A 23882-nucleotide genomic window follows, 5' to 3' on the forward strand; every position below is an offset into this window, starting at 1 on the left:
AGTCTTTTTATACTTCTACGTTGCTTTTTAAATTGAAGCATTCTTCCCTGCTTCAATTTCTAATGACTCTTCATGCCACCAAAGTGTTTCTTCAGGGTCTTCTTTAGCGATTAGGTGTGCTTCTTTTTTCGTTTCTACTGTAGGATATGAACCTTTTAGCGCACGCCCTGAAGTCGTAACAAATAATACACTAAATACAACTAATCCAATAATACTTACACCCGTCAAATAAAATGCTGGCGCAAGCGGGTTACCAGTTGCATGAACTAAGTATGAACATACGAGCGGTGTTGTTCCACCGAATATCGATACAGAAATATTAAATGAAATCGAAAGTGCTCGATAACGTACATCAGTGAAAAAGAGTGATGGTAATAATGAAGGTAATGTTCCTTCATATACACTTAAGAAGAAACCTAGTACGAAAATACCTGCAAATATAGCTGCAATATGTCCGTTACCTATTAGTAAAAATGCTGGAATTGCAAATACAGTTAAACCAAGTAAACCAATTTGCACGACGCGTTTATTACCAATTTTATCACTTAATTTACCGAAATATAGTGCTAGTGGAATCATAAGTGCCATCGTAATAGAAATAATTAATAAGCCCGTTGTTTCTTTGACTTTAAGTACTTGAGTTAGATAAGAAGGAATATACGAAAGAATCATATAATTCGTAATATTAAAGAAGGCGACAATTACTGTGCTTAATAAGAAGTCTTTTTTGTGATATTTAATAATATCCATAAATGAAAATTGTTCATTGTCTTCAGATTCCTCTTGTGCTTTTTCCATCTCTTCAAAGATTGGAGATTCATCTAGATGACGGCGTAAGTATAAACCGACCAAACCAATTGGTGCAGCTACTAAGAACGGAATACGCCATCCCCAGCTGAGCATTTGCTCATCTGTTAACAATAACGTCAAAATGGTAACAATTACCGATGCAGCAATGTAACCTGAGAGTGTTCCAATTTCAAGACCACTACCGAGTATACCACGCTTTTTATCTGGAGAAGATTCTGCGATATAAACCATTGCTCCTGAATATTCGCCGCCTGTAGAGAAGCCTTGAATCATTCGGGCAACTAAAAGTAGTATTGGTGCCCATACACCAATTTGTTCATAGGTTGGTAGTAATGCGATGAATAATGTAGAAAGTGCCATTAAAATAATAGTAGTACTTAACACGATTTTTCGGCCGTACTTATCTCCTATTCTACCAAAGAATACACCTCCGATTGGTCGAACGAGAAAGGCTGCTGCAAATGTACCGAATGTAAGTACAAGTTGCAATCCACTATTATCAACACCTGAGAAGAATAATTGACTTAAGATAACCGCTAAATACGCGTATAATCCGAAGTCAAACCACTCCATTGCGTTTCCTATACCAGTAGCAATTACTGCTTTCCTGGCTTGTTTAGGATTGACAATATTAACGTCTTGAGGTTCAAAATTTAAATCATTATTTTGTTGCATATAATAAAACAGCTCCTTTTTAATTTAACTTCTTTAAGCACACCTTCTCTTATTGAATAAAATTAATTCGAAGCACTTAAGGAAAATTAACGTCTCCTTATCTGTTATTATTGTTTCACATAATTAATTATTTGTCCAATGAGATGCTCTCTAGGTTAAGTAATTTACTATTTTAAAAAGCTGAAGAAGCCGCTAAAATAGCGCCTTCTTCAGCTTTTATATTTTTTTATATTTTTTTATATTTTTTTAAATACTTGCTGTAGCAGCTATGTTATGAATACAGGAAATAAACTCATAAGTGAATGCGTCAATTTCCTCTTTCGTAATAATATACGGCGGAAGTAATCGAATAATATTCCCTTGTGTTACATCGACTAACATCCCTTTATTCATTAACTCAATCTGTAATTTCTTCACATTTTCTTTCGTGTCATTCACACTTATCCCAAACATCATCCCCGCATGACGTACTTCCTGAATATAATAAGCATTTTCTTTCTGAATATCTTGCAGTTTGTCATTCAAATATAGTGACGTTTCATAAGCTTCTTGCATTAACCCATCATCAAGTAATGTATTTAATACAGTTAAACCTAAAGCTGTTCCCATTGATGAATGAGCAAATGTTGTCCCGTGATCTCCTGGTGAAAATACATCACATAACCTTTCACCTACAATAATTCCTCCTAGCGGTATCCCGCCTCCTGCTCCTTTACCAATTTGAATAATGTCCGGTGTGATATTAAAATTTTGATAAGCAAATAATTTTCCCGTTCGACCCATACCACTTTGAACTTCATCAACGACAAGAAGTACATTATATTTTTCACATAAATTTTGAACACCATGTAAATATTCATTTGATAAAGGATAAATCCCCCCGCTACCTAAAACAGGCTCTAGCATAATTGCAATTGGATTTTCTTTAATAATGGTTTCTTCTAATTGGTCTATATTCTCGCGCTCTACTTCATATACAGGAATAGATGTTTTAGGGAAATTTTGATATACCTTTTCTTGTCTCGTAAAATGCAGTGCCCCTAACGTTCTCCCGTGAAAACTATCTTTTAACACAACTACTCCATCACGCTCTTCATTCGCAATAAATCTATATTTATCAATTAATTTTAATGTCGTTTCTGTCGCTTCCGTACCAGAGTTTGTAAAAAAGACTTTTCCGCTTTTTAAAGTACAATCTACTAATTTCTTTGCATACTCAATTGCAACTGGGTTTAAAAAATGAAACGGTAAATGCAACGATTTCGCAACTTGCTCCATTGTCATTTGTACAATTTTAGGATGATTGTATCCTAATACATTTACTCCTACGCCAGAAAATAAATCTAAATACTCTTTACCATCTACATCATACAGTTTACACCCTTCTCCTTTTTCCATTGCAACCTCTGTACGACAATATGTAGACATCATATATTCTTTATCTAATTGAAACCAATCCGACATATTAAATTCCTCCTAGTTATTTTCCCTTTTTTAACGTTCATTCTCTATATAATCGTTTATAAATTAAGTTTTAAGATTGAAATTTTAATAGTGGTTTTCTTCCACCTTTTTAGTAAAACGTGTGCTTTCTCTTCCCGATATTCATTTTTCCATAATTTCTTCTATTTCAACAGGTCCACTACATATGTGTTTTTTTCATCTAGCGGTATGTTACTGCTTTGAACTGTGCGTGTCATACATAATTAAGGCTATAGAATCATATTTAGTAACAATGGACAAAAAAGATTTGGAGGCTATATCGATGGATGAAAACTATGATAAACAGGGGCAATCTATACTAGGGAAAGACTTTAATGAAAATGACGAACGTAATGAACAAGCTAAACTTCACTCTCAAACAGTTGGTTCACGTGGACCCGTACTAGAGCAAGATAGTGTACTGCATGAGTCATTACAAGAATTTATTCATGAAAAAATTTTAGAAAGACCTGTTCATGTAAAAGGATTTGGTGCGTTCGGTTATTTTCAAACGATATATTCGATGTCTGAACATACTAAATTAAGTTTTTTACAAAATTCTAATGAGAAAGTTCCTGTTATGGTGCGATTTTCGTTAGCTGTTAGTACAAAAGGAACACCGGATACTGCTAGAAATGTACGCGGTTTTTCTACAAAATTTTATACAAAAGAAGGAATTTTTGACCTTTTATGTAATCACATTCCTGTTTTTTCTGTTCGTGACCCAATGCGTTTCCCTGAAACGATTCAAGCATTATTGCCTTCACCTAAAAATAACTTAATAGACCCTAATAGATTTTGGAATTTTGTCGCTAAAGCACCTGAATCTATTCATTTTGTTGTCCGTTTATACTCTAATAATGGTACGGCCAAAAGTCTTCGCCACATTCCAGGACATAGTGTTAATACATATGTATGGAGAAATGCGGAAGGTAATCGAAAGTATGTAAAGTATCATTGGTACCCATTTGAAGGTGTACAGTACATTACTAATAAAGAAGCAATTAAACTAGCTGCTGAAAATCCTGATTATAGCGGGAAAGATTTATATGATGCTATTGAAAATGGTAAACCAGTGGAGTATGGTTTATACGTCCAGCTCATGGATCCGAAAGATGAAGCTTACCTATCTTATGATCCTTTAGATGACACAAAAGTATGGGATGAACAGGCGTATCCTCTCATACCAGTCGGGAAAATGGTATTAAATAAAAATCCTGAAAATTTTATGGAACAAGTAGAGAAAGTCGCATTCTCCCCTTCTAATTTACTGGATGGTGCAGAACTATCAGATGATAAAATGCTGCAAGGGCGCGCTAACATTTACAGTGATTCACAAAGAAGAAGAATTGGTCCCGAATTTCGCAAATTAACGATTAACCAACAGCAAGATTGGACACCCGCTAATCAAATTACAAGCGGTGATGGAAGGTACGTTGAAGGTAAACTTGAAAGAACTTCTATAACAAAACAGAATGACTTTACGCAGGCTGGTGAATTTTATACGAAGTTAAAACCGATAGAAAAAGAACATCTCGCTGAGAACTTAGCTAGTGATTTGAAAGTTATATCCGATGATATTAGGGAGATCGTTTTGGGGTATTTCAATCAAGTATCAACTGATTTGAAAACAAGCATTGAGACAGAAATGAAAGAGCATTAAGAAGATTAAAGTATTCTTTACGAATGAGAATTCAAATCTATATTAATTATTTTCTTGTCAAAATCCAATGAGATTATTTAATTTAAAAATATAAAGCCAATATATCCCTGTTCTATAATTAGAACAGGGATATATTGATATAGTTTAATTTTTAACATTACATACTTTATTTTGCTAAAAAATGCAATAAGTTTCCTTTCAAAATAAATTATAGTAAACTATTTTACTTGGACCGTATAATTCCCTGTTCCACCACCATACTTATATACACTTAAGTAATATTTCCCTGGCTTTGCATTATAATTTCCAAGCAATTTGTTTCCATCACGTTTTGTTGCATAAGCTACATAATTATTTAGATCTGATTCAGAATATAATACCCAGTTCAGTCCAAGATTTTGTTCGTTCGTAACAGAAATTTGTAAATCTTTTTGATCCTTTACATCAATAACAAATTTATCCCCCTGATCTTGATCACTCAAGGTTCCTCTTAACAAAATATTCAAAGATAGTGGGTTTGCTGTTTCAAATGAATTATTTGGTTCTTTTTCTACAGCCGTACCTTCTTCCGTATTCACTCCGCTAAACACAACATCATATTCATATTGCCCAGCATTATTTACACGGTAATTTACAAAATAAGCAGTCAATGTTTTATATCCAGTCCACTCTTTTCCTGAAAGACGTTTCAACATATCATTTGTTGCTTCATTCATCACTTTCCAGTCCTCAACTTCTCCTTTAGCCGCACTTCCTGTATATGTCCCCTGTAGTGTAAATGTATTAAAGAATTGTGATTTATTCTTTGTTACTTTCACATCTTTTAATTTCGCTTCATTTGTAATATCTGAAGTAATGTCGGAAAGCGATTTTGGATCATGCTGAGTTAAATACTCATCTGATACTTGTGGAATTGTATACTTATCGCGATTATCAATAAGCATTTGCATATAAGATTGATATTCTTCATTTAACTTATTATCTTTGCTTAATGTAGCACGGTATGCATCGTAACTTGAAACATCATTTGCGCGAATCAAATCATGCACTTTATCGAACATTTCAGGGCGCTTATTATACATATATGATTGCAGCGCAAACGAATAATTATAAAAATCCCACGTTCCATATTTCGCATTTAATGTTTGTGATGCTGTATAACGTTTTGCAGGATCATTAGATAACCCACCAATTATACTTTTTCGCGGTACTACACTATCTAATCGCGTTGCACCTGCAAAGAACTCTGCGTTTCCTTCTTCAAACCATGTTAAACGTTCATTTTGATACATTTCTCCTTGTCCCCATAATCCCTGAACTTCGTACCTTCCCTGTAAGTAGTGCGTAAATTCATGGCGGAATAATTCTTCCAAACTATAAATACTTTGCTCTGGTGTACGTTCATATGTAAAGAAAGTCCCTGTCCCTTCAATATAAATCCCACCATTATTCGTTTCATATCCGTACAGTTGACGATTAAATTGATACTCATCTGGGCTATTATAAATAACCATCGTTAACACATCATCAGCATGTCCACTTTCAAGTGGTTTATCGCTACCAACTGTACGATAAAATTGAGAACGCACTTCTTTTGCCGCCCAGTATAGACGTTTAATTTTCTCTTCGCTAACTTTATCCCCAGCTTTAAAGACAATTGCTCCATCATCAAACGTATACGTTTTCGGTAAATATTTCTTTTTACCCTCTTCTCGAATTTGATCTAAATTTACAGTTTTTCCGTTCGCATCTATTCCTCCATAATTTGTAGTAATTTGTTCTGCCGCAACAAAGTATTGCTCTCCTAAATATGGATAAATTCGCATTGCATCTGTAACAACTTGTTGTCCTTTTGTCGGCGTGCTATGAAGCTTGCCCAATCGTCCAGCATAGTAAATCCCATTATTAATTAACCATCCGTTTTTATTTGTTACTGTACCAAGTAGTGCAAAACGATTTACTTCATTAATAAAGTTATCAATATTTCGAAACCACATCGTATCTTTTGGCTCTTTTCCAGTCGTGTACATATCCGTCTGAATATCAAAGTCAATTCCCTTCATCAACTCATATATAGCGTCTCCTTTTGTTCTGTCTTCAATGAAAGTTGCAAGATTATCATTATATTGTTTAAAAATTTCACCTGCATATAAAACCGTTTCAACATCTGCTGATGCATTTCCAATTAATTTTCCATATGATGCAATTACTTTATTTTGTTCTGATGTACCAAGTTTGAAATTTGGATTTTTTGCAATTGTTTTTAAAGCTGGTAAACATTTATCATGGTAGCTACGCTCATTTAGTTTGCTTAATTCATCATGGTAAAAACCTAAATAAAATGCTGCACGTAGAGCTTCTACTAATGTTTCAATCCCTTTTGAATCATCTTTCGTATAAGCTTGTCCTTGTTCTGCTAGTTTATTAATAATTGCTTGCATTCGACTATCATCTTGATAGAATTTAAGACTATCACTATTAAACTGAAATAATTCTGGAATTTGATACCATTTAATTGTCACAAGAAGATCAGTTAATTGTTTATTATTTAATTGATTTAACTCAGCCATTGAATACTTTTTTTCTTCAGCTAACGGTTTAATATTATCGTTTAGTGCTAGTGGACGCTGCGATAAATCCGCTAATTTTAACCGTTTTGTAAAAGATGCATTTTCTTGTACTTTTGAAGGGTGCGCCAATTCATCAACAGATTTCTGTATTCCTACCGGCTCCATTTGTAATACGTTCTTCACATTTTTCTCTTTTGTCTCTGCTTGAATTTGCAAACCATTACATGTTATTGTCACTAGTCCAACACCAAGAATCCACTTAGAAATTTTCGAATATTTAACCATACCATTGCCCCCTAATAATTTAAAAGAAAATTCAGAATTTTTAAACCGAAAACCTACTTATTTGTATGTATTTACAGTTCCGCTATAAATACAACTATGATTAATAATGCAATAGTAGCTTGTTTTATACTATTACGAGTACAGATTCCTTACATACAATCTCCCTTCCTTACATGTAATACAAGCAAAAACTGTGCCAATCATATTTCTTATGCATGGCCAATATTCTTTTATAAATACTGTAGAATAAAATATACATAGGTGGTTCGGCAATGTATAAATCATTTGACACAAAATCTAATGTTTATGAAGAACAAATTCATTGAATGTTATAAGTTCATTAGCCAGTACATAATTTCCAACTAAAAACATCCCCAATTTTTAAATCTCTCAAAAAAAGGTAAACAATCATATTCCATAAAGCTAATATGTTCGTTTACCTTTTTCTATTTCAAATCAACAGCAAAATATCATTGAATAAAAACAGCATGAATACGTATTTTGTTATTCATTTCTCTTTTTCATATAATCTTTTTCACATTGCAAAGGCTTGAATTTCACTTTTTTCCCTTTCTTCTTTTTCGTTTTTATAACGAGCCATTCCCCTTTTTCAACGTCTAGTTTTAGGCGTTTCATTACATTGATATTATCTTTTTCTTTATAAAGTAAAAATGCTTCTCGCGCCCTCACAAATAAGCTGGGCTGTTCGCTAAATCCACCACTATCATAAATTTTAGTTAGCGAATTATAATAAGAATCATTTTCCTTTCCACCATACATCAAATGGGCAGCCTCCAGATCTCTTTTACTTACTTCCCAAAAACTATGTTCATCAATATTTAAATTAAATGTGGATTTAATGTCCTGTATTTTATTCTTCACATACTTTTCATCTCGAACTTTTCTTTCTTCGAGACAATCCGAAGATAACCTTGGTGCATCTGATTGGGAATGTACAACGTGTTGTATCGATACACACAGAATAAATATGCTTAAAATGTAAAATATTTTTTTCATATTTACATATCACCTCAAATGATTTAGATACTATATCATTTGAGGCTTACAATATTCTTATACTAATAATATAAAAGGCCCTATAATTTAGACTATTATAGGGCCTTTCCTTTTAATATTGCTTTATTAAATTCACCGGCGAAGCCAGTACCTTACTACTTTTTACATCATATAATCCTATAGGTGTTACTCGTATAAAAGGCAAGTGCGTCGCAGAAAAGAATAAAATTGTAAATGCTGGATCATCATACGCGTAGCCACGCTCTTGTAGTAATTTCACCATCTGTTTCTCTTCCTGTATTAATTCACTCATTTTTAAATTAGACATAATCCCGAGCAATGGTAATGCTATTTCGTGTAACACTTCATTGTTTTCTGCTACGACCATTCCACCACCGAGCTCTTTTACTCTACGAAAAGCTGTAAGCATATCTTCTTTACTTTTTCCAATGAGAATCATATCACCTGTGCCGGAATAAGAACTAGCAAGACCACCTAATTCTTTCGCAAAACCTTTTACAACTGTATTTACTCGCCAAGTACCATCACGAGCAATCATCATGAGGAAGCATTCATCATGATCTGTGGATAATTCATCACAGTCTATATTGATTTCACTAGTATATGGTTTTGTAATAACGTTATTTAATAAGTGTATCCCCGTTTTATTAGAGAAAATCATATCCTCTTTTTCTATTGACCAATCTAATGATAATGGAGTTACTTTATATTTACTCCAGTCTATATGTAATGCTTCATGCGTATTTACACCGTCACGCTTCACCCATTTCCCCTTTGCAAGGACACTAATTGGTACTGGGTTTTCTTTACTTTCTAAAATATTGATATTAGCAATTCTACCTGTCGCAATCGAACCATGTACATGTTCCATATTATAATAGCGAGCAATATTATAACTTGCCATATGGTATGCATCTATTACTGGCACTCCTTGTTTTATCGCGGTAGAAATCATTACGTTTGTCATTCCATTTTCATAAAACGAAGGATGTGAGCCGTCTGTAGTAAGTATAAATCTATCAAACTGTTTCACGCCTAATTCCAACAATTCTTTTAATAAAACTTCTAAATCCGGTCTAATGGAAGAATTTCTAAGAGAAACGGTGTAACCTTGCATAAGACGAGTGAAAGCTTCCTGCCCTGTCATCGCTTCATGATCACAATCTGTACCTAACAGTTTTAACTTCGCTAAAGTCGTTTCAGATGCACCCGGAAAATGGCCTTCTACTTTCTTCTGCAATCGCTTCGTTTCCTGCACCCAAGTTAACATTTCATCATCACCATGTAATAATTTTGGCCATGCTGTTAACTCCCCACCTTGAAGAACAGCTTCTTGTTTCAGCCATTCTATTATTTCTTTACTATTAAACAAAGATTCCCCGTTTTGCAATTCAGTCTGTCCATCAAAACGGCACCACCAATACATAGTAGCTGGAATCTTTTTAAATTCCTCTAATAAACGAAATGATTCTTCACGTTTTAATGTGAAAAATAGAGTTAAATTATCATTAATAAAAGTCGTTGTCCCAAATTGCATCGCATGATTTGCTAGCGTCTCTGGGTTATACAACTGATATGGATGTGCATGCGGTTCTATGTAACTGGGAACGACATACTTTCCATCACAATCAATGACTTCACATTTATATAGTTGCTCTGGCAACTTTTCTCCTACATATATAATACGGTCATCATAAATCCAAATATTTGCTTGCATCCATTCACGTATATAGGAATTTAAGTATGTTGCATTCTTTAATAATTTGTGTGGACTTCTTGTACCGTCTATTATTTCAACATGTTCTCGTAATTGCTTGTTACTCCATCTAAACTGATTTTGTCCCAATGTATTTCACTCCAAATCAATTTACTTTTTTATTAAAACAAAATAATTAACAAACTAAAGTATTATCCATTCATAACTCCCCTGTATAGCCCCTATACTTCTCATTATATGGAACACTCTCAAAAATAACAATTTTCAAAACAAACAACACCTCTTTGTCCCACAACAAAAAGGATGTCATGCAACTGACATCTTTTTTAAACTAAACTATAAGATTGAATTGCACTTTGAAATACACTTGTATCATATTTATGTTCTACATATACTTAATACCATATTATGAATGTTAATACTGTCCTTATTTGTGAAATTTAAAAAGCATCTCTTTTATTTACAGCTATTGCAGAAACCTATTCGCTTTTTCTTCATCTATTTATTAAATTCAACTTGCATCATTTTATCAAACTGTGTAAGAATATCAACCGGACCTAAAGAATTAACATTGACAGCAAATGTATGCTTGCCTCCAATTACTCCACCAGCAAAAGTCATAAACCCAGGAATTGATCCTCCGTGCCCCCATACTGAGACACCATTTGGAAGTTTAGTCTCATAGATTCCAAGACCATATCCATCCCCAACCCCTTTTCCTTCTACAGGAACTGTAGTAAACATTTCTTTTAGCTCGCGTTCCTTCAGTAACTTACCACCGAGTAAAGATGAAAAGAATTTGTTTAAATCATCCGCATTAGAAATCATATCTCCAGCTGCATTAGCTAAACTCGGATTATAATACGTAATGTCTTTCAACTCGCCTGTTTCTTCCATTTTCACATATCCACGAGCATGATTCTTTCCTGGGATGACGGGTGAATTTCCTGGTAAAAACGTATTTGGCAAGTCCAGAGGTTCAATAATTCGCTTTTCAATTTCTTCCGCATAACTATTACCAGTTATTTTTTCAATAAGCATTCCCAATATTACATATCCTGTGTTTGAATACAACCAGTCTTTGCCCGGCGAGAAATCTGGAGGCAGAGAAAGGCCTATTTTCACTATTTCTTCTGCTGTATACGTTTTTTTCGAATTCATTACGTCAGCGTCTTTTGACTTTAAATATTCAGCGATACCACTCGTATGATTCAAAAGTTGTCGTATCGTAATTTGATTTCCATCATACCCATTTCCTTGCACGAGACCCGGCAGCCACTTTTCAATTGGATCGTCAAGTTGTACGCGATTTTCTCCTACTAATTGAAGAACAGTAGTGGCGGTAAAAGTTTTCGTCACACTACCAATCCGAAAGCGAAAATCCGATTTCACCGGTTTCTTTGTAATTAAATCCGCCACGCCAGCAGTATAACTATTAACTTTCCCTTTATTAGACGTCTTAGCTAATACCCCTGGTGCCCCAATTTGTATTGTTTCCTGCATTACTTGTTTCCATCCATTCCGATTCTTTTGATTAGGTTCTTGTGACGAATTAGAAATATTTTGAGTAGACTCTGCTTTCACAGTAAAACCAGGTGTAAATAGAGTAGTACCCGCTAATAAAACTGCTAAACTTGCCAACTTAATTTGATTACGTGTTTTCATAAGGCTTTCTCTCCTCTATTAATATCGTATTGATTCAAGCTATACTTTCATCCTATACGATAAACCTCTCTTTTTTCTTATTCATTCCTTACAAAATACTTACGTTTAAATTTAAATAGGGTAAACTGAGGTAGAGTTATGCATGCAAATAAAAAGAGAACATGTTTTCACTTTTTATGTAAACATGTTCTCATAAACATTTAAAATTCTATATCAGCTTTTCATCCTATTCTTTACACAACTAATCTAAATTCCTTTTTACCAGCCTGCACTAGCATTCATACCATTTCCAATAATAGAAAGTAATAACGGCCATAATACTGGTCCTAATGTAAGAAATACATTTAGAAGTATGAGCATTCTATATCCAACGGTGAAATTGTGATTTTTACGATTAACAAATACTAAACTGATTAATGATATTATAGTCGTTAAAAATAATACTAACATTAGCAACCAATACCACACCATTAAACTAAGACTCCATGGTGTTAATAGCTCATGTATGATGCAAAATGAGATTCCTAATACTGCAAAACTAAAGCTAGTCACCGCTGTTTTTATAAGCCATTTATTTAATTTTTTATCGTATGTATTTTTACAGTATAAATCTATTAAAGTATATAAAGATAAATATGACATTAATACGCCTATCCAAGATAATAACCAATCACCGTCCCCTTGAAATAATAAGAACAGCAACCAACACATACCTACTGCTGAAAAAACAAAGGAAATAAGTATGCTTTTTAATACCGATTTCATTACATTTTCACACCCTTAAAAAATCAAAAATTAATTATAATTTATAAAAATTAAGTATAGGTTAACATATAATGAAGTATAAGTAAATAAAGTTAATTTACAGTTAATTTCATTTTCTTATTTGAAGGCAGTTTTATATTTGAAAATGATTCATGATAATCAAATTTCTATACTAAAAAGTAAAGGTGGATATTTACATATCCACCTTCCCATCTCCCTCTACCCACTTCATTATTTTTTCCACATCTAACTCCGTATACGTCTTTTCACCATAACGAACAGACTCATATAGCGAAGTAATATTTCTCGTTCTACTAATTCTTTTTAACCACTGTTGCATCGTTTCATAGGATCTTCTCTGTTCATGAAATGGTAATGTTCTTTCCCATTCAACTAACGTTTTTCTTATCGTATCTGTCGGTAACGGCTGTTCAAACTGATGCTTCACTTTCTTGTTCTTTTCAGTTCTATCCGTGTTTTCTTTTGTTATCGATTGTTTATCCTGTTGTATTTCTGATTTCGTTACCTTTTTCCTCATTAATTTATAAAAAACATATAGAATAACCACTGCAATAATTACATAAAAAACGACACTAATCCATGAATTTGAAAGAACAGAAAACACATCAGTCCATGAATTTTTTCGTACAAAAAGTGGAATTTTCCTATCTATTTTTGTTCTTGTATCTACAACTCCTGTTTCTTCATCTATAATTCTTTCAGGTTCATCAAACTGTGAGTCTACACTAGTAAAATCATAATTTCTTTCTGATATTGTCTCCGTCTTACTAGAAAAAAGCCCTTTTACTATGTCTTGTACATGCACAACACCTTGTGAAAACGTTATCGCACTAACCGTAAAGAAAAGTAGTATTAATACTCTAACACTCCACAACTTTACTTCCATATGTCTCTCTTTATTAACCATGACATAAACCCCTTCTTATTCTTTAATTACAACCCATTTATTCGTTCTGGTGTATTTCCTTGGGGAAGTACCAAGAATTAAAGGAACTGCATCCAATTCTTTTCGACGAAAGCCTGCTGTGTAAAAATAAGTGGAAGATACAGGAGTATCTTGGTCCGATATTGAGGCAAGTACTTTTAATATATTTTGCAAATGTTTCCGATTATCCCCATTTTTTATATGTAGCAAACCGTTATCTTTTACACTATTGATCCATACTTCAAACGAACAGTTTTGCATAAGAAGTTGTTTGCATATACCTGCTGTTAATTCAATTAGTTCCTCTGTATCATTTCGCAAAGAAATACCGCTTTTATTTTGCAAGTTGAGGTAAATCGCGTATTTATCTGATTGCGTTCGCTCGTACTTTTTCGCAGTTATCGTCCCTGTTTTCGCTGTTGCACTCCAGTGGATAGAACGAAAATCTTCATTTTTATAAGACTTTACTCCCATTACTTTCGTTTCATCATATAAGGGTGATGACATCGCTTTTCGAAATCCTCGTGACCATTCTTGTAATTCAGGAACTTGTATTTTCGGAACAGCTGGTAAGACTAAATAGGAGGGCGTATCAACTTGTTTATATGTGATATGGTTCGTTATAAATCCAAAGAGATCAGTAATAACAATTTCAACCTCTTCCCATTTCGCAATGCCTCTTTTTAATGCCACAGCTTGTAAATCAAATGAAACTGACTCTCTTCCTTTTAAATTAAAATTCATATAATAATTTGAACCTGTACTATTATTTTTATTTATTTCATCATGATTCCAAGTTATCTTATTTTCACATTTAAATCGGAATACAACATTAAAAATAGGGAAAATTGATTTGTTTGAAATTTTTATTTTGCACCTGTTCGTTTCACCGATAAAAACATTCGAATTTCCTTGATCGTATTCCCAGTTAACACGAGATACTTTACGTATATAAACATGCATAGCACCTATTAAAATTACATATAAAAATACGAGAGATAATATGAGTAGATTACTTGAAAATACACTTAAAATAACGGCTACAACTGACATAACTCCTATTACGAAAGGCTCCGCTAAAGGTGTATACACAAGTTGTTGATTCATCGTACATTCTCCACCGGCACATTAATCGTATGAAGAATTTCTTTCATGATTTGTTCTTTTGTTGTTTTCATCTCCCCTTCAATTGTCAACGTTAAACGATGAGCGCATATAGATGCAGCAAGTATCTTTATATCATCTGGCGTACAGTAATCTCTTTCATTTAATATAGCCCGTGCTTGAATCGCTCTCATAAATGCCAACGTCCCCCGCGGACTTACACCAATTTCAATTAGCTCATGCTTACGCGTTGCCTCAATAATTTCAAGAAGATAATCTTGCACATCATTTCCTACTAACACTTCTCTTGCACGTTTTTGCATCATAATAATTTCTTCACTTGAAATAATAGAGTGTAATGTTTCTAACGGATCATTCGTTTGAAACCGATTCATCATTTCCTTTTCAGCTTCTCTCGTAGGATAACCTTGGCGAATCGTAAGTAAAAATCGGTCTAATTGAGCATCAGGTAAAGGAAATGTACCAGCAGATTCAAGAGGATTTTGCGTTGCAATTACTAAAAAAGGTTCTGGTAATAAATGCGTCTGTTTCGCAATTGTAACAGTACGCTCTTCCATAACTTCGAGTAACGAAGATTGTGTTCTCGGTACAGCCCGATTAATTTCATCCACTAATACTATATTTGCAAAAATAGGACCTAACCTCGTTTTAAAATCCGATTCCTTCACATTAAAATATTCAAGACCAATAACATCTCCGGGCAAAGTATCCGCTGTAAATTGTATTCTTTGAAATTTTGCGTCCACGCTTTTAGCCAAACTTTTCGCTAGTGTTGTTTTTCCTGTCCCCGGTACATCTTCTAATAAAATATGTCCTTTTGCTATTAGAGCAATGGCTGCAAGTTCTATGGATTCATCTTTTCCTATAATAACTTTCGAAATATTATTAGTGATTTTCTTTAAAATGTTCATATATTTATCCCCCGTCTTCGCTTATTCAGAAAATTAAGAATTATTTTTTTCCAAATTATAACACATGCTGATAAAAGTAAATATATTCCTGTAAAAATAAAAAAGATGACCTTAGCACTATAAGCTAAAGTCATCTTTTTCTATCTCATTATTTTACTAACTCTCCATTATAAGCTTTTATATTAAGCGGAGCAGTTAAAAATTGTGCTGCTTTACTAACGAAAGATGTGAAGTGTTCACTCGTATTATGGCTCGCAACTGCTGCTTCATCTTTCCACACTTCTACCATCGTATAAACACTTTCTTTTTCTGTATCTTTATATAAGTCATAAGATACATTTCCACTTTCTTCTCTTGAACCGTGAATGAGTGGCTGAATTTCTTCTAAAAATGCTTGTTGTTTTGCTGGATCTACTTGAAATATTGCGTGAATAATAATCATGGTGTTTCCCCTTTCATATTCCACTTATTTCTTTAAAATTACTTCCACTCTGCAACTTTTTCAATTGGAAGACGTACTGATTGGTAACCACTGTCAGCAGCTTTTCCGATTGAAATTAACATAACTGGTACGTGACGGTCTTTATCTAGTCCGAAAGCTTCTGCGATTTGATCTTTCTCAAATCCACCAATTGGACAAGTGTCATAGCCGTGAGCACGTGCTGCTAACATAAATTGCATCGCTACAAGACCACCGTCAATTAATACAGTGTCTTTCATTACTTCTGGTGTAACCATTGAAAAGTAACCTGAAAGTTTTTTCATTTGATCTTCTTTTACTTCAGCTGGCATAAGTCCGCGCTCTACTGCTGTACCATAAATTTCTTCTGCGTTATCAAAGTTGTTTAAGTCACCGAATACAGCGATCATTGCTGAAGATGTTTCTACTTGAGATTGATTGAATTTCGCAAGTGGTGCAAGTGTTGCTTTTGCTTCGTCACTTTCAATCACAAGGAATCTCCATGGTTGCATGTTTACTGAAGATGGTGCAAGTGTTGCTTCTGTAAGAATTTCTGTCATTTCTTCTTTGCTAATTTTCACTGAAGGGTCGTACTTACGAATTGAACGACGTCCTGTTAAAATTTCGTTAAAATCATTTGTTTTTACTGAGTTAGTCATAGTTGTATTCTCCCTTTTTTATAATTCTTTTATATTTTCTTGAATGTGGTTTAACATATTTAAAAGATTGTCGCGTTCTTCTTCACTTAATCCTTTAAATGCAGATGCTGCAAAACGTTCTTTTTCCTCTTGAAACGCTTGAATTTTATTTCGTCCCTCTTCAGTAAGAGAAACTAACGTAATTCTGTTATCATCTGGATTTTTACGTCTTACAATCATTTCATTGGCCTCAAGCTGCTTTAAATGCCTCGTTATCGCAGCATTATCAATATTCACTTCTTGCTGAAGTGCTTTTTGACTAATTTCACCTACTTCATATAACTGAAGTATAAGCTCTAATCGAGACTGGCTCATACCCGTACACCCTTCAAATTTCGAACTTACTTCTTTATTTAGAAAGTGTAATTTATATAAAATAATCGCTTCTTTTGAGCATGAACTTGTCAAATTACCCCTCCTTTACAATCAAAATGAAAACATTTGATGTATCAATAGTTGATATGTCAATTAATATAATCTATATCGATTTAGAATGCAAGCATTTTGTTTTCATTTTATTTTTTCCAAATTAAGGCGCTTTGTAGCGTTACAAATAATGTTAATTGCACTATAATAATACTAATTTAAAGAACTGGAGAGTGATTGATAATGCGGCAATACACAAATAGAAATGAGGAAATGAAAATGGAAAATGAAATGAGGATATTGATATATGACAACAATAAATATAGGGATTGTCGCGCACGTAGACGCTGGCAAGACGAGTTTGACTGAGCGTATTCTTTATGAAACGAATGTGATTAAAGAAATTGGCCGAGTAGATAGTGGTAATACACAAACTGACTCAATGGAATTAGAAAGACAACGCGGAATTACGATTAAAGCATCTGTCGTTTCTTTCTTTATTGATGATGTAAAAATAAATGTCATTGATACACCTGGACACGCTGATTTTATCGCTGAAGTGGAGCGATCATTCCGCGTTCTAGACGGTGCGATTTTAGTTATCTCTGCCGTTGAAGGTGTGCAAGCACAAACAAAAATTTTAATGCGAACATTACAGAAACTAAACATACCGACAATTTTATTCGTTAATAAAATTGATCGTAGTGGAGCAAACACTGAAAAAGTTATGAAACAAATAAAAGAGGTTCTTTCAAATGAAGCATTCCCCTTCTACTCTGTTCTAAACGAAGGAGCGAAAGAAGCCCGGATCATTGAATATAAATCATATGACGATTGTATGGAACTGTTAGCACCATTTAATGAATCATTACTTGAGTCATATGTAAATAACGAAATAATACCGGACGCACTATTAAGAGAAAAACTAGAACAGCAAATACAGCAAGCAAGTGTGTATCCAATCTTTTTCGGTTCAGCAATGACAGGTATAGGAGTAACAGAACTACTTGACAAACTTCCGGCCCTAATGCCGGCTCTTACATCGGCACAAGAGGAACCATTATCCGGTGTTGTTTTTAAAATTGAACGTGAACCTTCTGGAGAAAAGGTTGCTTATATAAGAGTTTTTTCAGGTAGCTTACATGTTAGAAAATATGTTGATATACAGCGCGATGAGTCTCTACCACATAAAGAAAAGATTAAAAAAATGTGTATGTTTCATAGCGGAAATGCTGTTCAATCTACTATCGTTCCTAGCGGAGAATTTTGCAAAGTGTGGGGACTGAATGATATAAAAATTGGTGATATTATTGGTGAACGTACGGATTATATAAAAGATATTCACTTTGCCGAACCACAAATGGAAGCTTCCATTGATGCAGTATCAAAAGAAAGAATTCATGATTTATACGCTGCACTTATGGAGCTATGTGAAGAAGATCCACTTATTAAAGTGTGGAAAGATGATGTTCATAATGAACTATACATTCGCCTTTTCGGTGAGGTACAAAAAGAAGTAATTGAAACAACACTTTATGAGAAATATAATTTGCAAGTTACTTTTTCAAATACGCGAGTTGTATGTATCGAGAAACCAATTGGCTTAGGCAATTCTGTTGAAGTAATGGGTGAAAAAGAGAATCCATTTTACGCAACAGTCGGATTCAAAGTTGAACGTGGTGAACTTAACTCTGGCGTAACATATCACTTAGGGGTTGAACTCGGATCACTACCTTTAGCATTCCATAAAGCAATTGAAGATACGGTATTTCAAACGTTAAAACAAGGATTATATGGATGGGAAGTTACAGATATTATCGTCACGTTAACACATACTGGTTATGCTAGTCCTGTTACAACAGCAAGTGACTTTAGAAATTTGACACCGATCGTATTAATGGATGCTTTAAAGCAAGCTGAAACATATGTATATGAACCAGTAAATGAGTTTGAATTAACTGTACCGGAGCACGCAATTAGTATTGCAATGTATAAACTCGCTGCCGTTCCAGCAACTTTTGCAGAGCCTATATTCCATTACAATTCTTATCAGTTAACAGGATCATTACCTGTTGCGAAAACAGAGAGTTTCAAACGAATACTACATTCATTTACAGAAGGAGAAGGCATATTTACAACGAAGCCAGCTGGTTTCACAAAGCTTATGGCTCCCTTCCCTACTCGAAAACGTGTTGATTATAATCCGCTGAACCGAAAAGATTATTTGCTTCATGTGTTGAAGGCTTATTAAAAGTAAAAGAGGTGCAATTCGCACCTCTTTTTGCATGTATTGATAAGTTATTTTTTCCTAACAACTTCTTTAAGCTTTTCTATTATATTTGCTATCGCTTCAATTGAATTCTCTGTTTCATATTCCCCAACATTTACAGAATGATTTGCATTTTTGAAAACGTCGATCGTTAAATTCGTTTTATATAACTGATCAATTTGATTTGCATTATAATGGTGATCTTTATCCCCAATAACTAAAAGCCCTTCGTGACTACTATGTAAAATAGAATCAAAAATAGATTCAAAAGTTAGTAAAGGTGTAAGTACTATCATTTTTGACTGTAAAAAATCGTCTCTCCTCATTAAATCATTTGCAATCGGAATTGTTCCGAGTGATTTCCCTAAAAACAAAGTCTCGTTGTATTGCTCATCTTTTAATACTTCTTTCATTATAGGATGAATATCATCCATCATTACTTTCGTTACTTCTTCCATTGGTTTATTCATTAATTGTCCATCAAAGGAATAATGAATATGTATAACATCTATTTTATGTTCAAGCATTAACATCGTTGCATAATAAAATAACGGTTTATCGTAATTGTATCCTGAACCTGAGAACATAAAGCAAATCCTACTAGAACCTTTTTCGATATGTGTGTAACGAATTACTTTATCATCTATATGTATTTCTTTTTTAGTCCCCTTCACCCTTTTCCCCTCCGAATACATTTAATTTTGTAAAACGATATGTTCTGTATGAACTGCTATCTCCTTTACCTTCTCTTTTATAAATGCAGGCTGTAAGTTATATGCATCTAACTCTTCTACCGGCACCCACTTAAACAAATACGTTCTACCCTCTTCTTCCAAAATATATTGATCCGCTCCATTCGCAGGTAATTCATGTAGCTCTACTTCATAATAAAAACTAATCTCATGAAACTTTCGCTCAGAAAGTGTAAAGAAATTTTCTACTGTCCATATTAATCTCTTCTCTTTCATAGGAACAGCTAGTTCTTCTGCAAGTTCTCGTTTTAACGCAGCTTCACTATTTTCTAGCATTTTCACTCTTCCGCCTGGTACATACCAATAATCTTCCCCTTTGTTTTGAAGAATAAGTATTTTATTATCCTGTTTACAAATTGCTCCAACGCGGTAATTAAAACATGTTTCCTCAACTTTAAACGTAAGATCCATCCGTAATGCCCCCTCATATAAATATCGAATTATTACAAAACAATTATGTAATTACTGTACAAATAAGGTTACTAAATTTATTCACTTCATTCAATGATTTTCGAATTTTCTAAACTATTATTTTTCATCATTACAAGTGTATATACATATGTTACAATCATATTGCACACTAGAAAACATTATGGGGGTACGGATGGAAACGTTATTAATCCAGCAAACTGAGAAATCAAATAAGTTTTGGAAAATCGTTGTGAAAGAAAAAGACTATGTTGTGTTTTACGGAAAAATTGGCACAGCTGGCAGTGTGAAAGCGAAAGAGTTTGAAACAGAAGAAGAATGTATGAAAGAAGCTAATAAACTAGTTGCTTCCAAACGTAAAAAAGGATATATAGACCCTATTCAAGGGGAAGATTACATAAAAGAAAAGACGATAACCGAAGAAGAATTTTGGGAACTACTTCATCGGGCAAAAACGAAAGGTGAGGACCAAGAAGAACAAATAGAATGGCTTACTTCCCACCTTGCTAAACGTACAGTACATGAAATTGTAGCTTTTGATACGCATATGCATCGTATTTTGAAAGATTCCTATACCACCCGTTTATGGGCAGCAGCCTACATTATTATGGGTGGCTGTTCAGATGATACTTTCGATTACTTCCGCGGATGGTTATTATATCAAGGAAAAGAGACATACGAAGCTTGTATTGAAAATCCAGAACGATTAATTCCTGTATTAGAAAACTTGAGTGAGTATGACGTCCCAGAGATTGAAGAACTTACTCTATATTTCGGGCAAGAAGTTTACATGGAGAAGACTGGGGATGAAGATGATACTTACTTTACACTATACCATGTCTTAACAAATGAAGAGTTTGAGGAAGTTGATATCGAGTTAGATTGGGATGAAGACGATGAGGAAGGTTTAAAAAAGATGTTTCCTAAGCTATGGGAGATGTACGGGGAAGAACCGATTGAGTGGTAGATTCATATTAGGACTCTGTTTAACCAATAAACAGAGTCCTTTTTTCACAAGATTCTTATTTAAACTCTCTTTATTCCATACCACTTATCCAATAACATCTTTTCTCTTTCCCTTGAAATCCCTGCTTTTAATTCCCAATTCTCCATACTCTTCATCCACTTATACACATCTGTAACTGTATGTTCTAAACTTCTAAAAGTAAGTCCTTCTTTAACAGCACTTGCAATACTAATAGAAAACCCACCTTTCCACGGCTTCGTTTCCCCTTCTAATGGAAAAGTTTCTGGAATCCATAAAGGCATTTCTGTCCAAGGCTGCACATTATGTTCACTCATAAACGATTCGTCTATCCAAACAAATTCAGCATCGCTATTCGTAAACTTTTTACACGTATTTAATAGTTCTTCCATCGTCAATTCATCATTCGGACCTGTTATATTGAATGTACCTGTTTTATTATTTTCTGCCATGTTGAGTCCAAAGCTCGCGACATCTTTTATATCAACTATTTGCACTGGACGATCTTTTCTTCCTGGAACTAACACTTTACCTCCTTTGGCTACACGCTGAATCCAGTATGGAAGCCGATCTGTATAATCAAACATCCCTGAAAGAAGTCCTGCTCTTACGTGTAAAACACGCCTCGGCCAATACTTCTCTGCTTCTTTTTCACATAATACTTTCAGCGCACCATAATGCTCATAAGGAGAAACTTTACCATTCTCTACAGCCTTTATTTGCTCTTCCGTTGGTTCAGGTTGTAATATATAGTCTTCTTTTATGTCATGCAAGATCCAATCTTTATATACGGAAAGGCTTGAGATGAATATATAATGTTTTATATTATCTTTTAAGACACCTCCAATATTCCGAATGTGATGCGGAGAAAACCCACATGTATCCACGACAACATCCCATTTTCGATTCTCTAAACTCGATACATCACCATTTCTGTCACCGATAAGTTGCTCCACTTCAGGAAAAATTTCTTTGTTTGTTCCGCGGTTAAATAATGTAACTTCATGCCCTCTCTGTAAAGCCTCTTCTACGAAAGCTCTTCCTAAAAATCGTGTACCACCTAGAATTAATATCTTCATAGTTCTCCCCCATTCATGATTGAAAATCCTTTCTTTTGTTAAACGATTTTTTGTTGTGGAAAGTTACGGGGAAAGCTTAATTTTTTCTACAAGTTCAATATATGTAATTTCGACACTTTTTCTATGTTAAAAACAATAATATAGAAATATTCATTCTGTCGATTTCCATTTCATATATAATTAAAATATCGGATATTCGATTAACCACTTATACATACTTAGGCAGGTGAAAAATATTAATAAACACATAGTTTATCATTCAACATTATGTATTTATTTTCTCACATCACTTGTATATATCATCTTGCTGAACATAGAAAATGGTCGTAATTATTTGGGGTTTACCATGGTTGTTCCACTTTTAGCTGTTATTTTATTTCAAAAATTATTTAAGAAACAAAACTTAGTTCACACATTTGGATTTTCACGTCCCAAAATAAAAACACTAATTTTCTCCATATTATTGCCACTACTTCTAGGACTATGTCTCCATTTCTATTTTTATAATGATGATATAAAGTTCTTATATCATCATTGGAATGAATTAGGATTTCTCTTGCTCGTTGGTCTTACAGTCGGATTTTTATCTGCATTATTAGAAGAGATTATATGGCGTGGGAATTTTCATTACTATTTACGAAAAAAATATTCATTCAAACAAACAGCTATTATTATAGCTTTTCTCTGGTCTTTATGGCATATTCCAGTAGCAATCTTTTATAAAAACTATGAGTTTTGGTTTGTAGGAATATTAAGTTATCTTGCTTTATTATTTATACTATCTATCATTTTGACGTACACAAGGGAATATGGTGGTTCCGTAATATCACCAGCAATTTTACATGGTATGTTTAATGTATTTTATTTAACAGATGTAGTACAAAACAAGTGGGATGCCAGCCTAATAGAATTAATTAAATTTACCTTACTAGCAATTGTGCTGGGCACGATGTATCTTATACTGCACAAAGTTAAAAAATAGTTAAACAGCTAAGAAAAAAGATGTTTCTTCTTTTAGTTGAAAGCAGCCTTAATAGATTAAAAAGTACTTCAACACCTTGCAATTATTTAATAATCGTATAGGTGTTGAAGTTTTATAATCTTAGTTACATAACTTTGTTAACACCACACTTTTTTCTATCATGAAGTACAAAACAAGTTTAACTAAACCTTTCATTCTTATTTTCATAAA

General features: G+C 33.7%; 20 protein-coding genes. 4 read left to right on the forward strand and 16 right to left on the reverse strand.

What is annotated here, in order from left to right; all coding sequences use genetic code 11:
* Positions 1–27: 27 nt before the first annotated feature.
* Together ACW0JX_RS14790 and ACW0JX_RS14795 are read right to left on the reverse strand one after the other, a co-directional pair.
* Positions 28–1485 (reverse strand): MFS transporter, encoded by a 1458-nt coding sequence (locus tag ACW0JX_RS14790; RefSeq protein WP_001186932.1) that lies wholly within the window; start codon positions 1483–1485, stop codon positions 28–30.
* Between the two features lie 246 nt (positions 1486–1731).
* The gene (locus tag ACW0JX_RS14795) at positions 1732–2949 is read right to left on the reverse strand and encodes an aspartate aminotransferase family protein (protein WP_053564132.1); all 1218 of its coding nucleotides are present in this window, start codon (positions 2947–2949) and stop codon (positions 1732–1734) included.
* A 301-nt stretch (positions 2950–3250) separates the two neighbouring features.
* On the opposite strand from ACW0JX_RS14795, the gene ACW0JX_RS14800 reads away from it, so the two are divergent.
* Positions 3251–4630 carry a catalase gene (locus ACW0JX_RS14800; protein ID WP_000344192.1) on the forward strand — a complete coding sequence of 460 codons (1380 nt, stop codon included), beginning with the start codon at positions 3251–3253 and terminating at the stop codon, positions 4628–4630.
* Between the two features lie 218 nt (positions 4631–4848).
* Here the strand turns inward: ACW0JX_RS14800 and colA are convergent, their stop codons facing one another.
* The 11 genes from colA to ACW0JX_RS14855 all read right to left on the reverse strand — a co-directional run bounded on the left by colA (position 4849) and on the right by ACW0JX_RS14855 (position 17218).
* Positions 4849–7485: a collagenase ColA gene (gene colA / locus ACW0JX_RS14805; protein WP_095690646.1), complete on the reverse strand. Its 2637-nt coding sequence runs from the start codon at positions 7483–7485 to the stop codon at positions 4849–4851.
* 504 nt (positions 7486–7989) lie between these two features.
* Positions 7990–8502 carry a hypothetical protein gene (locus tag ACW0JX_RS14810; RefSeq protein WP_098976370.1) on the reverse strand — a complete coding sequence of 171 codons (513 nt, stop codon included), beginning with the start codon at positions 8500–8502 and terminating at the stop codon, positions 7990–7992.
* Positions 8503–8614: 112 nt separating this feature from the next.
* Complete coding sequence (locus ACW0JX_RS14815; protein ID WP_053564129.1) at positions 8615–10369, reverse strand: adenine deaminase C-terminal domain-containing protein; 1755 nt, start codon at positions 10367–10369, stop codon at positions 8615–8617.
* Positions 10370–10738: 369 nt separating this feature from the next.
* Positions 10739–11905, reverse strand: a complete 1167-nt coding sequence (locus ACW0JX_RS14820; protein WP_459244862.1) for a serine hydrolase domain-containing protein — start codon at positions 11903–11905, stop codon at positions 10739–10741.
* Positions 11906–12163: 258 nt separating this feature from the next.
* On the reverse strand, positions 12164–12670 hold the full coding sequence (locus tag ACW0JX_RS14825; RefSeq protein ID WP_000843829.1) for a DUF3902 family protein: 507 nt from the start codon (positions 12668–12670) through the stop codon (positions 12164–12166).
* Positions 12671–12863: 193 nt separating this feature from the next.
* Positions 12864–13598, reverse strand: coding sequence for a signal peptidase II (locus tag ACW0JX_RS14830; protein ID WP_141241026.1), 735 nt, complete (start codon positions 13596–13598; stop codon positions 12864–12866).
* Between the two features lie 15 nt (positions 13599–13613).
* Positions 13614–14723 carry a DUF58 domain-containing protein gene (locus tag ACW0JX_RS14835; RefSeq protein ID WP_095690643.1) on the reverse strand — a complete coding sequence of 370 codons (1110 nt, stop codon included), beginning with the start codon at positions 14721–14723 and terminating at the stop codon, positions 13614–13616.
* Positions 14720–15652 (reverse strand): AAA family ATPase, encoded by a 933-nt coding sequence (locus ACW0JX_RS14840; protein WP_459244863.1) that lies wholly within the window; start codon positions 15650–15652, stop codon positions 14720–14722. Before ACW0JX_RS14840 ends, ACW0JX_RS14835 begins: the two co-directional genes overlap by 4 nt.
* 148 nt (positions 15653–15800) lie before the next feature.
* Positions 15801–16094 carry a putative quinol monooxygenase gene (locus ACW0JX_RS14845; protein ID WP_000583805.1) on the reverse strand — a complete coding sequence of 98 codons (294 nt, stop codon included), beginning with the start codon at positions 16092–16094 and terminating at the stop codon, positions 15801–15803.
* A gap of 38 nt (positions 16095–16132) precedes the next feature.
* A complete protein-coding gene (locus ACW0JX_RS14850) occupies positions 16133–16771 on the reverse strand; it encodes a nitroreductase family protein (protein ID WP_095690641.1) in 639 nt (212 codons plus the stop codon).
* Between the two features lie 18 nt (positions 16772–16789).
* Entirely contained in the window at positions 16790–17218 is a 429-nt protein-coding gene (locus ACW0JX_RS14855) for a MarR family winged helix-turn-helix transcriptional regulator (RefSeq protein ID WP_000204172.1), read from the reverse strand.
* A gap of 265 nt (positions 17219–17483) precedes the next feature.
* On the opposite strand from ACW0JX_RS14855, the gene ACW0JX_RS14860 reads away from it, so the two are divergent.
* A complete protein-coding gene (locus ACW0JX_RS14860) occupies positions 17484–19427 on the forward strand; it encodes a GTP-binding protein (protein WP_459244864.1) in 1944 nt (647 codons plus the stop codon).
* A 47-nt stretch (positions 19428–19474) separates the two neighbouring features.
* Here the strand turns inward: ACW0JX_RS14860 and ACW0JX_RS14865 are convergent, their stop codons facing one another.
* Positions 19475–20140, reverse strand: coding sequence for an alpha/beta hydrolase (locus tag ACW0JX_RS14865; protein ID WP_141558569.1), 666 nt, complete (start codon positions 20138–20140; stop codon positions 19475–19477).
* Positions 20141–20608, reverse strand: a complete 468-nt coding sequence (locus tag ACW0JX_RS14870; protein WP_098976368.1) for an NUDIX hydrolase — start codon at positions 20606–20608, stop codon at positions 20141–20143.
* A gap of 193 nt (positions 20609–20801) precedes the next feature.
* On the opposite strand from ACW0JX_RS14870, the gene ACW0JX_RS14875 reads away from it, so the two are divergent.
* Positions 20802–21593, forward strand: a complete 792-nt coding sequence (locus ACW0JX_RS14875) for a DUF4240 domain-containing protein (RefSeq protein ID WP_053564125.1) — start codon at positions 20802–20804, stop codon at positions 21591–21593.
* A gap of 59 nt (positions 21594–21652) precedes the next feature.
* Here ACW0JX_RS14875 and ACW0JX_RS14880 read toward each other — a convergent pair whose 3' ends face one another.
* A complete protein-coding gene (locus ACW0JX_RS14880) occupies positions 21653–22690 on the reverse strand; it encodes an NAD-dependent epimerase/dehydratase family protein (protein WP_168410581.1) in 1038 nt (345 codons plus the stop codon).
* A 226-nt stretch (positions 22691–22916) separates the two neighbouring features.
* Here ACW0JX_RS14880 and ACW0JX_RS14885 point away from each other — a divergent pair, with 226 nt between their 5' ends.
* Positions 22917–23672, forward strand: a complete 756-nt coding sequence (locus tag ACW0JX_RS14885; RefSeq protein ID WP_084746152.1) for a CPBP family intramembrane glutamic endopeptidase — start codon at positions 22917–22919, stop codon at positions 23670–23672.
* Positions 23673–23882 lie beyond the last annotated feature (210 nt).

The sequence above is a fragment of the Bacillus sp. C-3-6 genome (genome assembly GCF_054509685.1).

Excerpts from the sequence above, each read along its gene's own strand:
- ACW0JX_RS14840 (WP_459244863.1), bottom strand. The coding sequence starts at position 15,652 with ATGAACATTTTAAAGAAAATCACTAATAATATTTCGAAAGTTATTATA.
- ACW0JX_RS14870 (WP_098976368.1), bottom strand. The coding sequence starts at position 20,608 with ATGGATCTTACGTTTAAAGTTGAGGAAACATGTTTTAATTACCGCGTT.
- ACW0JX_RS14795 (WP_053564132.1), bottom strand. The coding sequence starts at position 2,949 with ATGTCGGATTGGTTTCAATTAGATAAAGAATATATGATGTCTACATAT.
- ACW0JX_RS14865 (WP_141558569.1), bottom strand. The coding sequence starts at position 20,140 with ATGTATTCGGAGGGGAAAAGGGTGAAGGGGACTAAAAAAGAAATACAT.
- ACW0JX_RS14875 (WP_053564125.1), top strand. The coding sequence starts at position 20,802 with ATGGAAACGTTATTAATCCAGCAAACTGAGAAATCAAATAAGTTTTGG.
- ACW0JX_RS14835 (WP_095690643.1), bottom strand. The coding sequence starts at position 14,723 with ATGAATCAACAACTTGTGTATACACCTTTAGCGGAGCCTTTCGTAATA.
- ACW0JX_RS14850 (WP_095690641.1), bottom strand. The coding sequence starts at position 16,771 with ATGACTAACTCAGTAAAAACAAATGATTTTAACGAAATTTTAACAGGA.
- ACW0JX_RS14880 (WP_168410581.1), bottom strand. The coding sequence starts at position 22,690 with ATGAAGATATTAATTCTAGGTGGTACACGATTTTTAGGAAGAGCTTTC.
- ACW0JX_RS14790 (WP_001186932.1), bottom strand. The coding sequence starts at position 1,485 with ATGCAACAAAATAATGATTTAAATTTTGAACCTCAAGACGTTAATATT.
- ACW0JX_RS14860 (WP_459244864.1), top strand. The coding sequence starts at position 17,484 with ATGACAACAATAAATATAGGGATTGTCGCGCACGTAGACGCTGGCAAG.
- ACW0JX_RS14825 (WP_000843829.1), bottom strand. The coding sequence starts at position 12,670 with ATGAAATCGGTATTAAAAAGCATACTTATTTCCTTTGTTTTTTCAGCA.
- colA (WP_095690646.1), bottom strand. The coding sequence starts at position 7,485 with ATGGTTAAATATTCGAAAATTTCTAAGTGGATTCTTGGTGTTGGACTA.
- ACW0JX_RS14800 (WP_000344192.1), top strand. The coding sequence starts at position 3,251 with ATGGATGAAAACTATGATAAACAGGGGCAATCTATACTAGGGAAAGAC.
- ACW0JX_RS14820 (WP_459244862.1), bottom strand. The coding sequence starts at position 11,905 with ATGAAAACACGTAATCAAATTAAGTTGGCAAGTTTAGCAGTTTTATTA.
- ACW0JX_RS14845 (WP_000583805.1), bottom strand. The coding sequence starts at position 16,094 with ATGATTATTATTCACGCAATATTTCAAGTAGATCCAGCAAAACAACAA.
- ACW0JX_RS14810 (WP_098976370.1), bottom strand. The coding sequence starts at position 8,502 with ATGAAAAAAATATTTTACATTTTAAGCATATTTATTCTGTGTGTATCG.
- ACW0JX_RS14830 (WP_141241026.1), bottom strand. The coding sequence starts at position 13,598 with ATGGTTAATAAAGAGAGACATATGGAAGTAAAGTTGTGGAGTGTTAGA.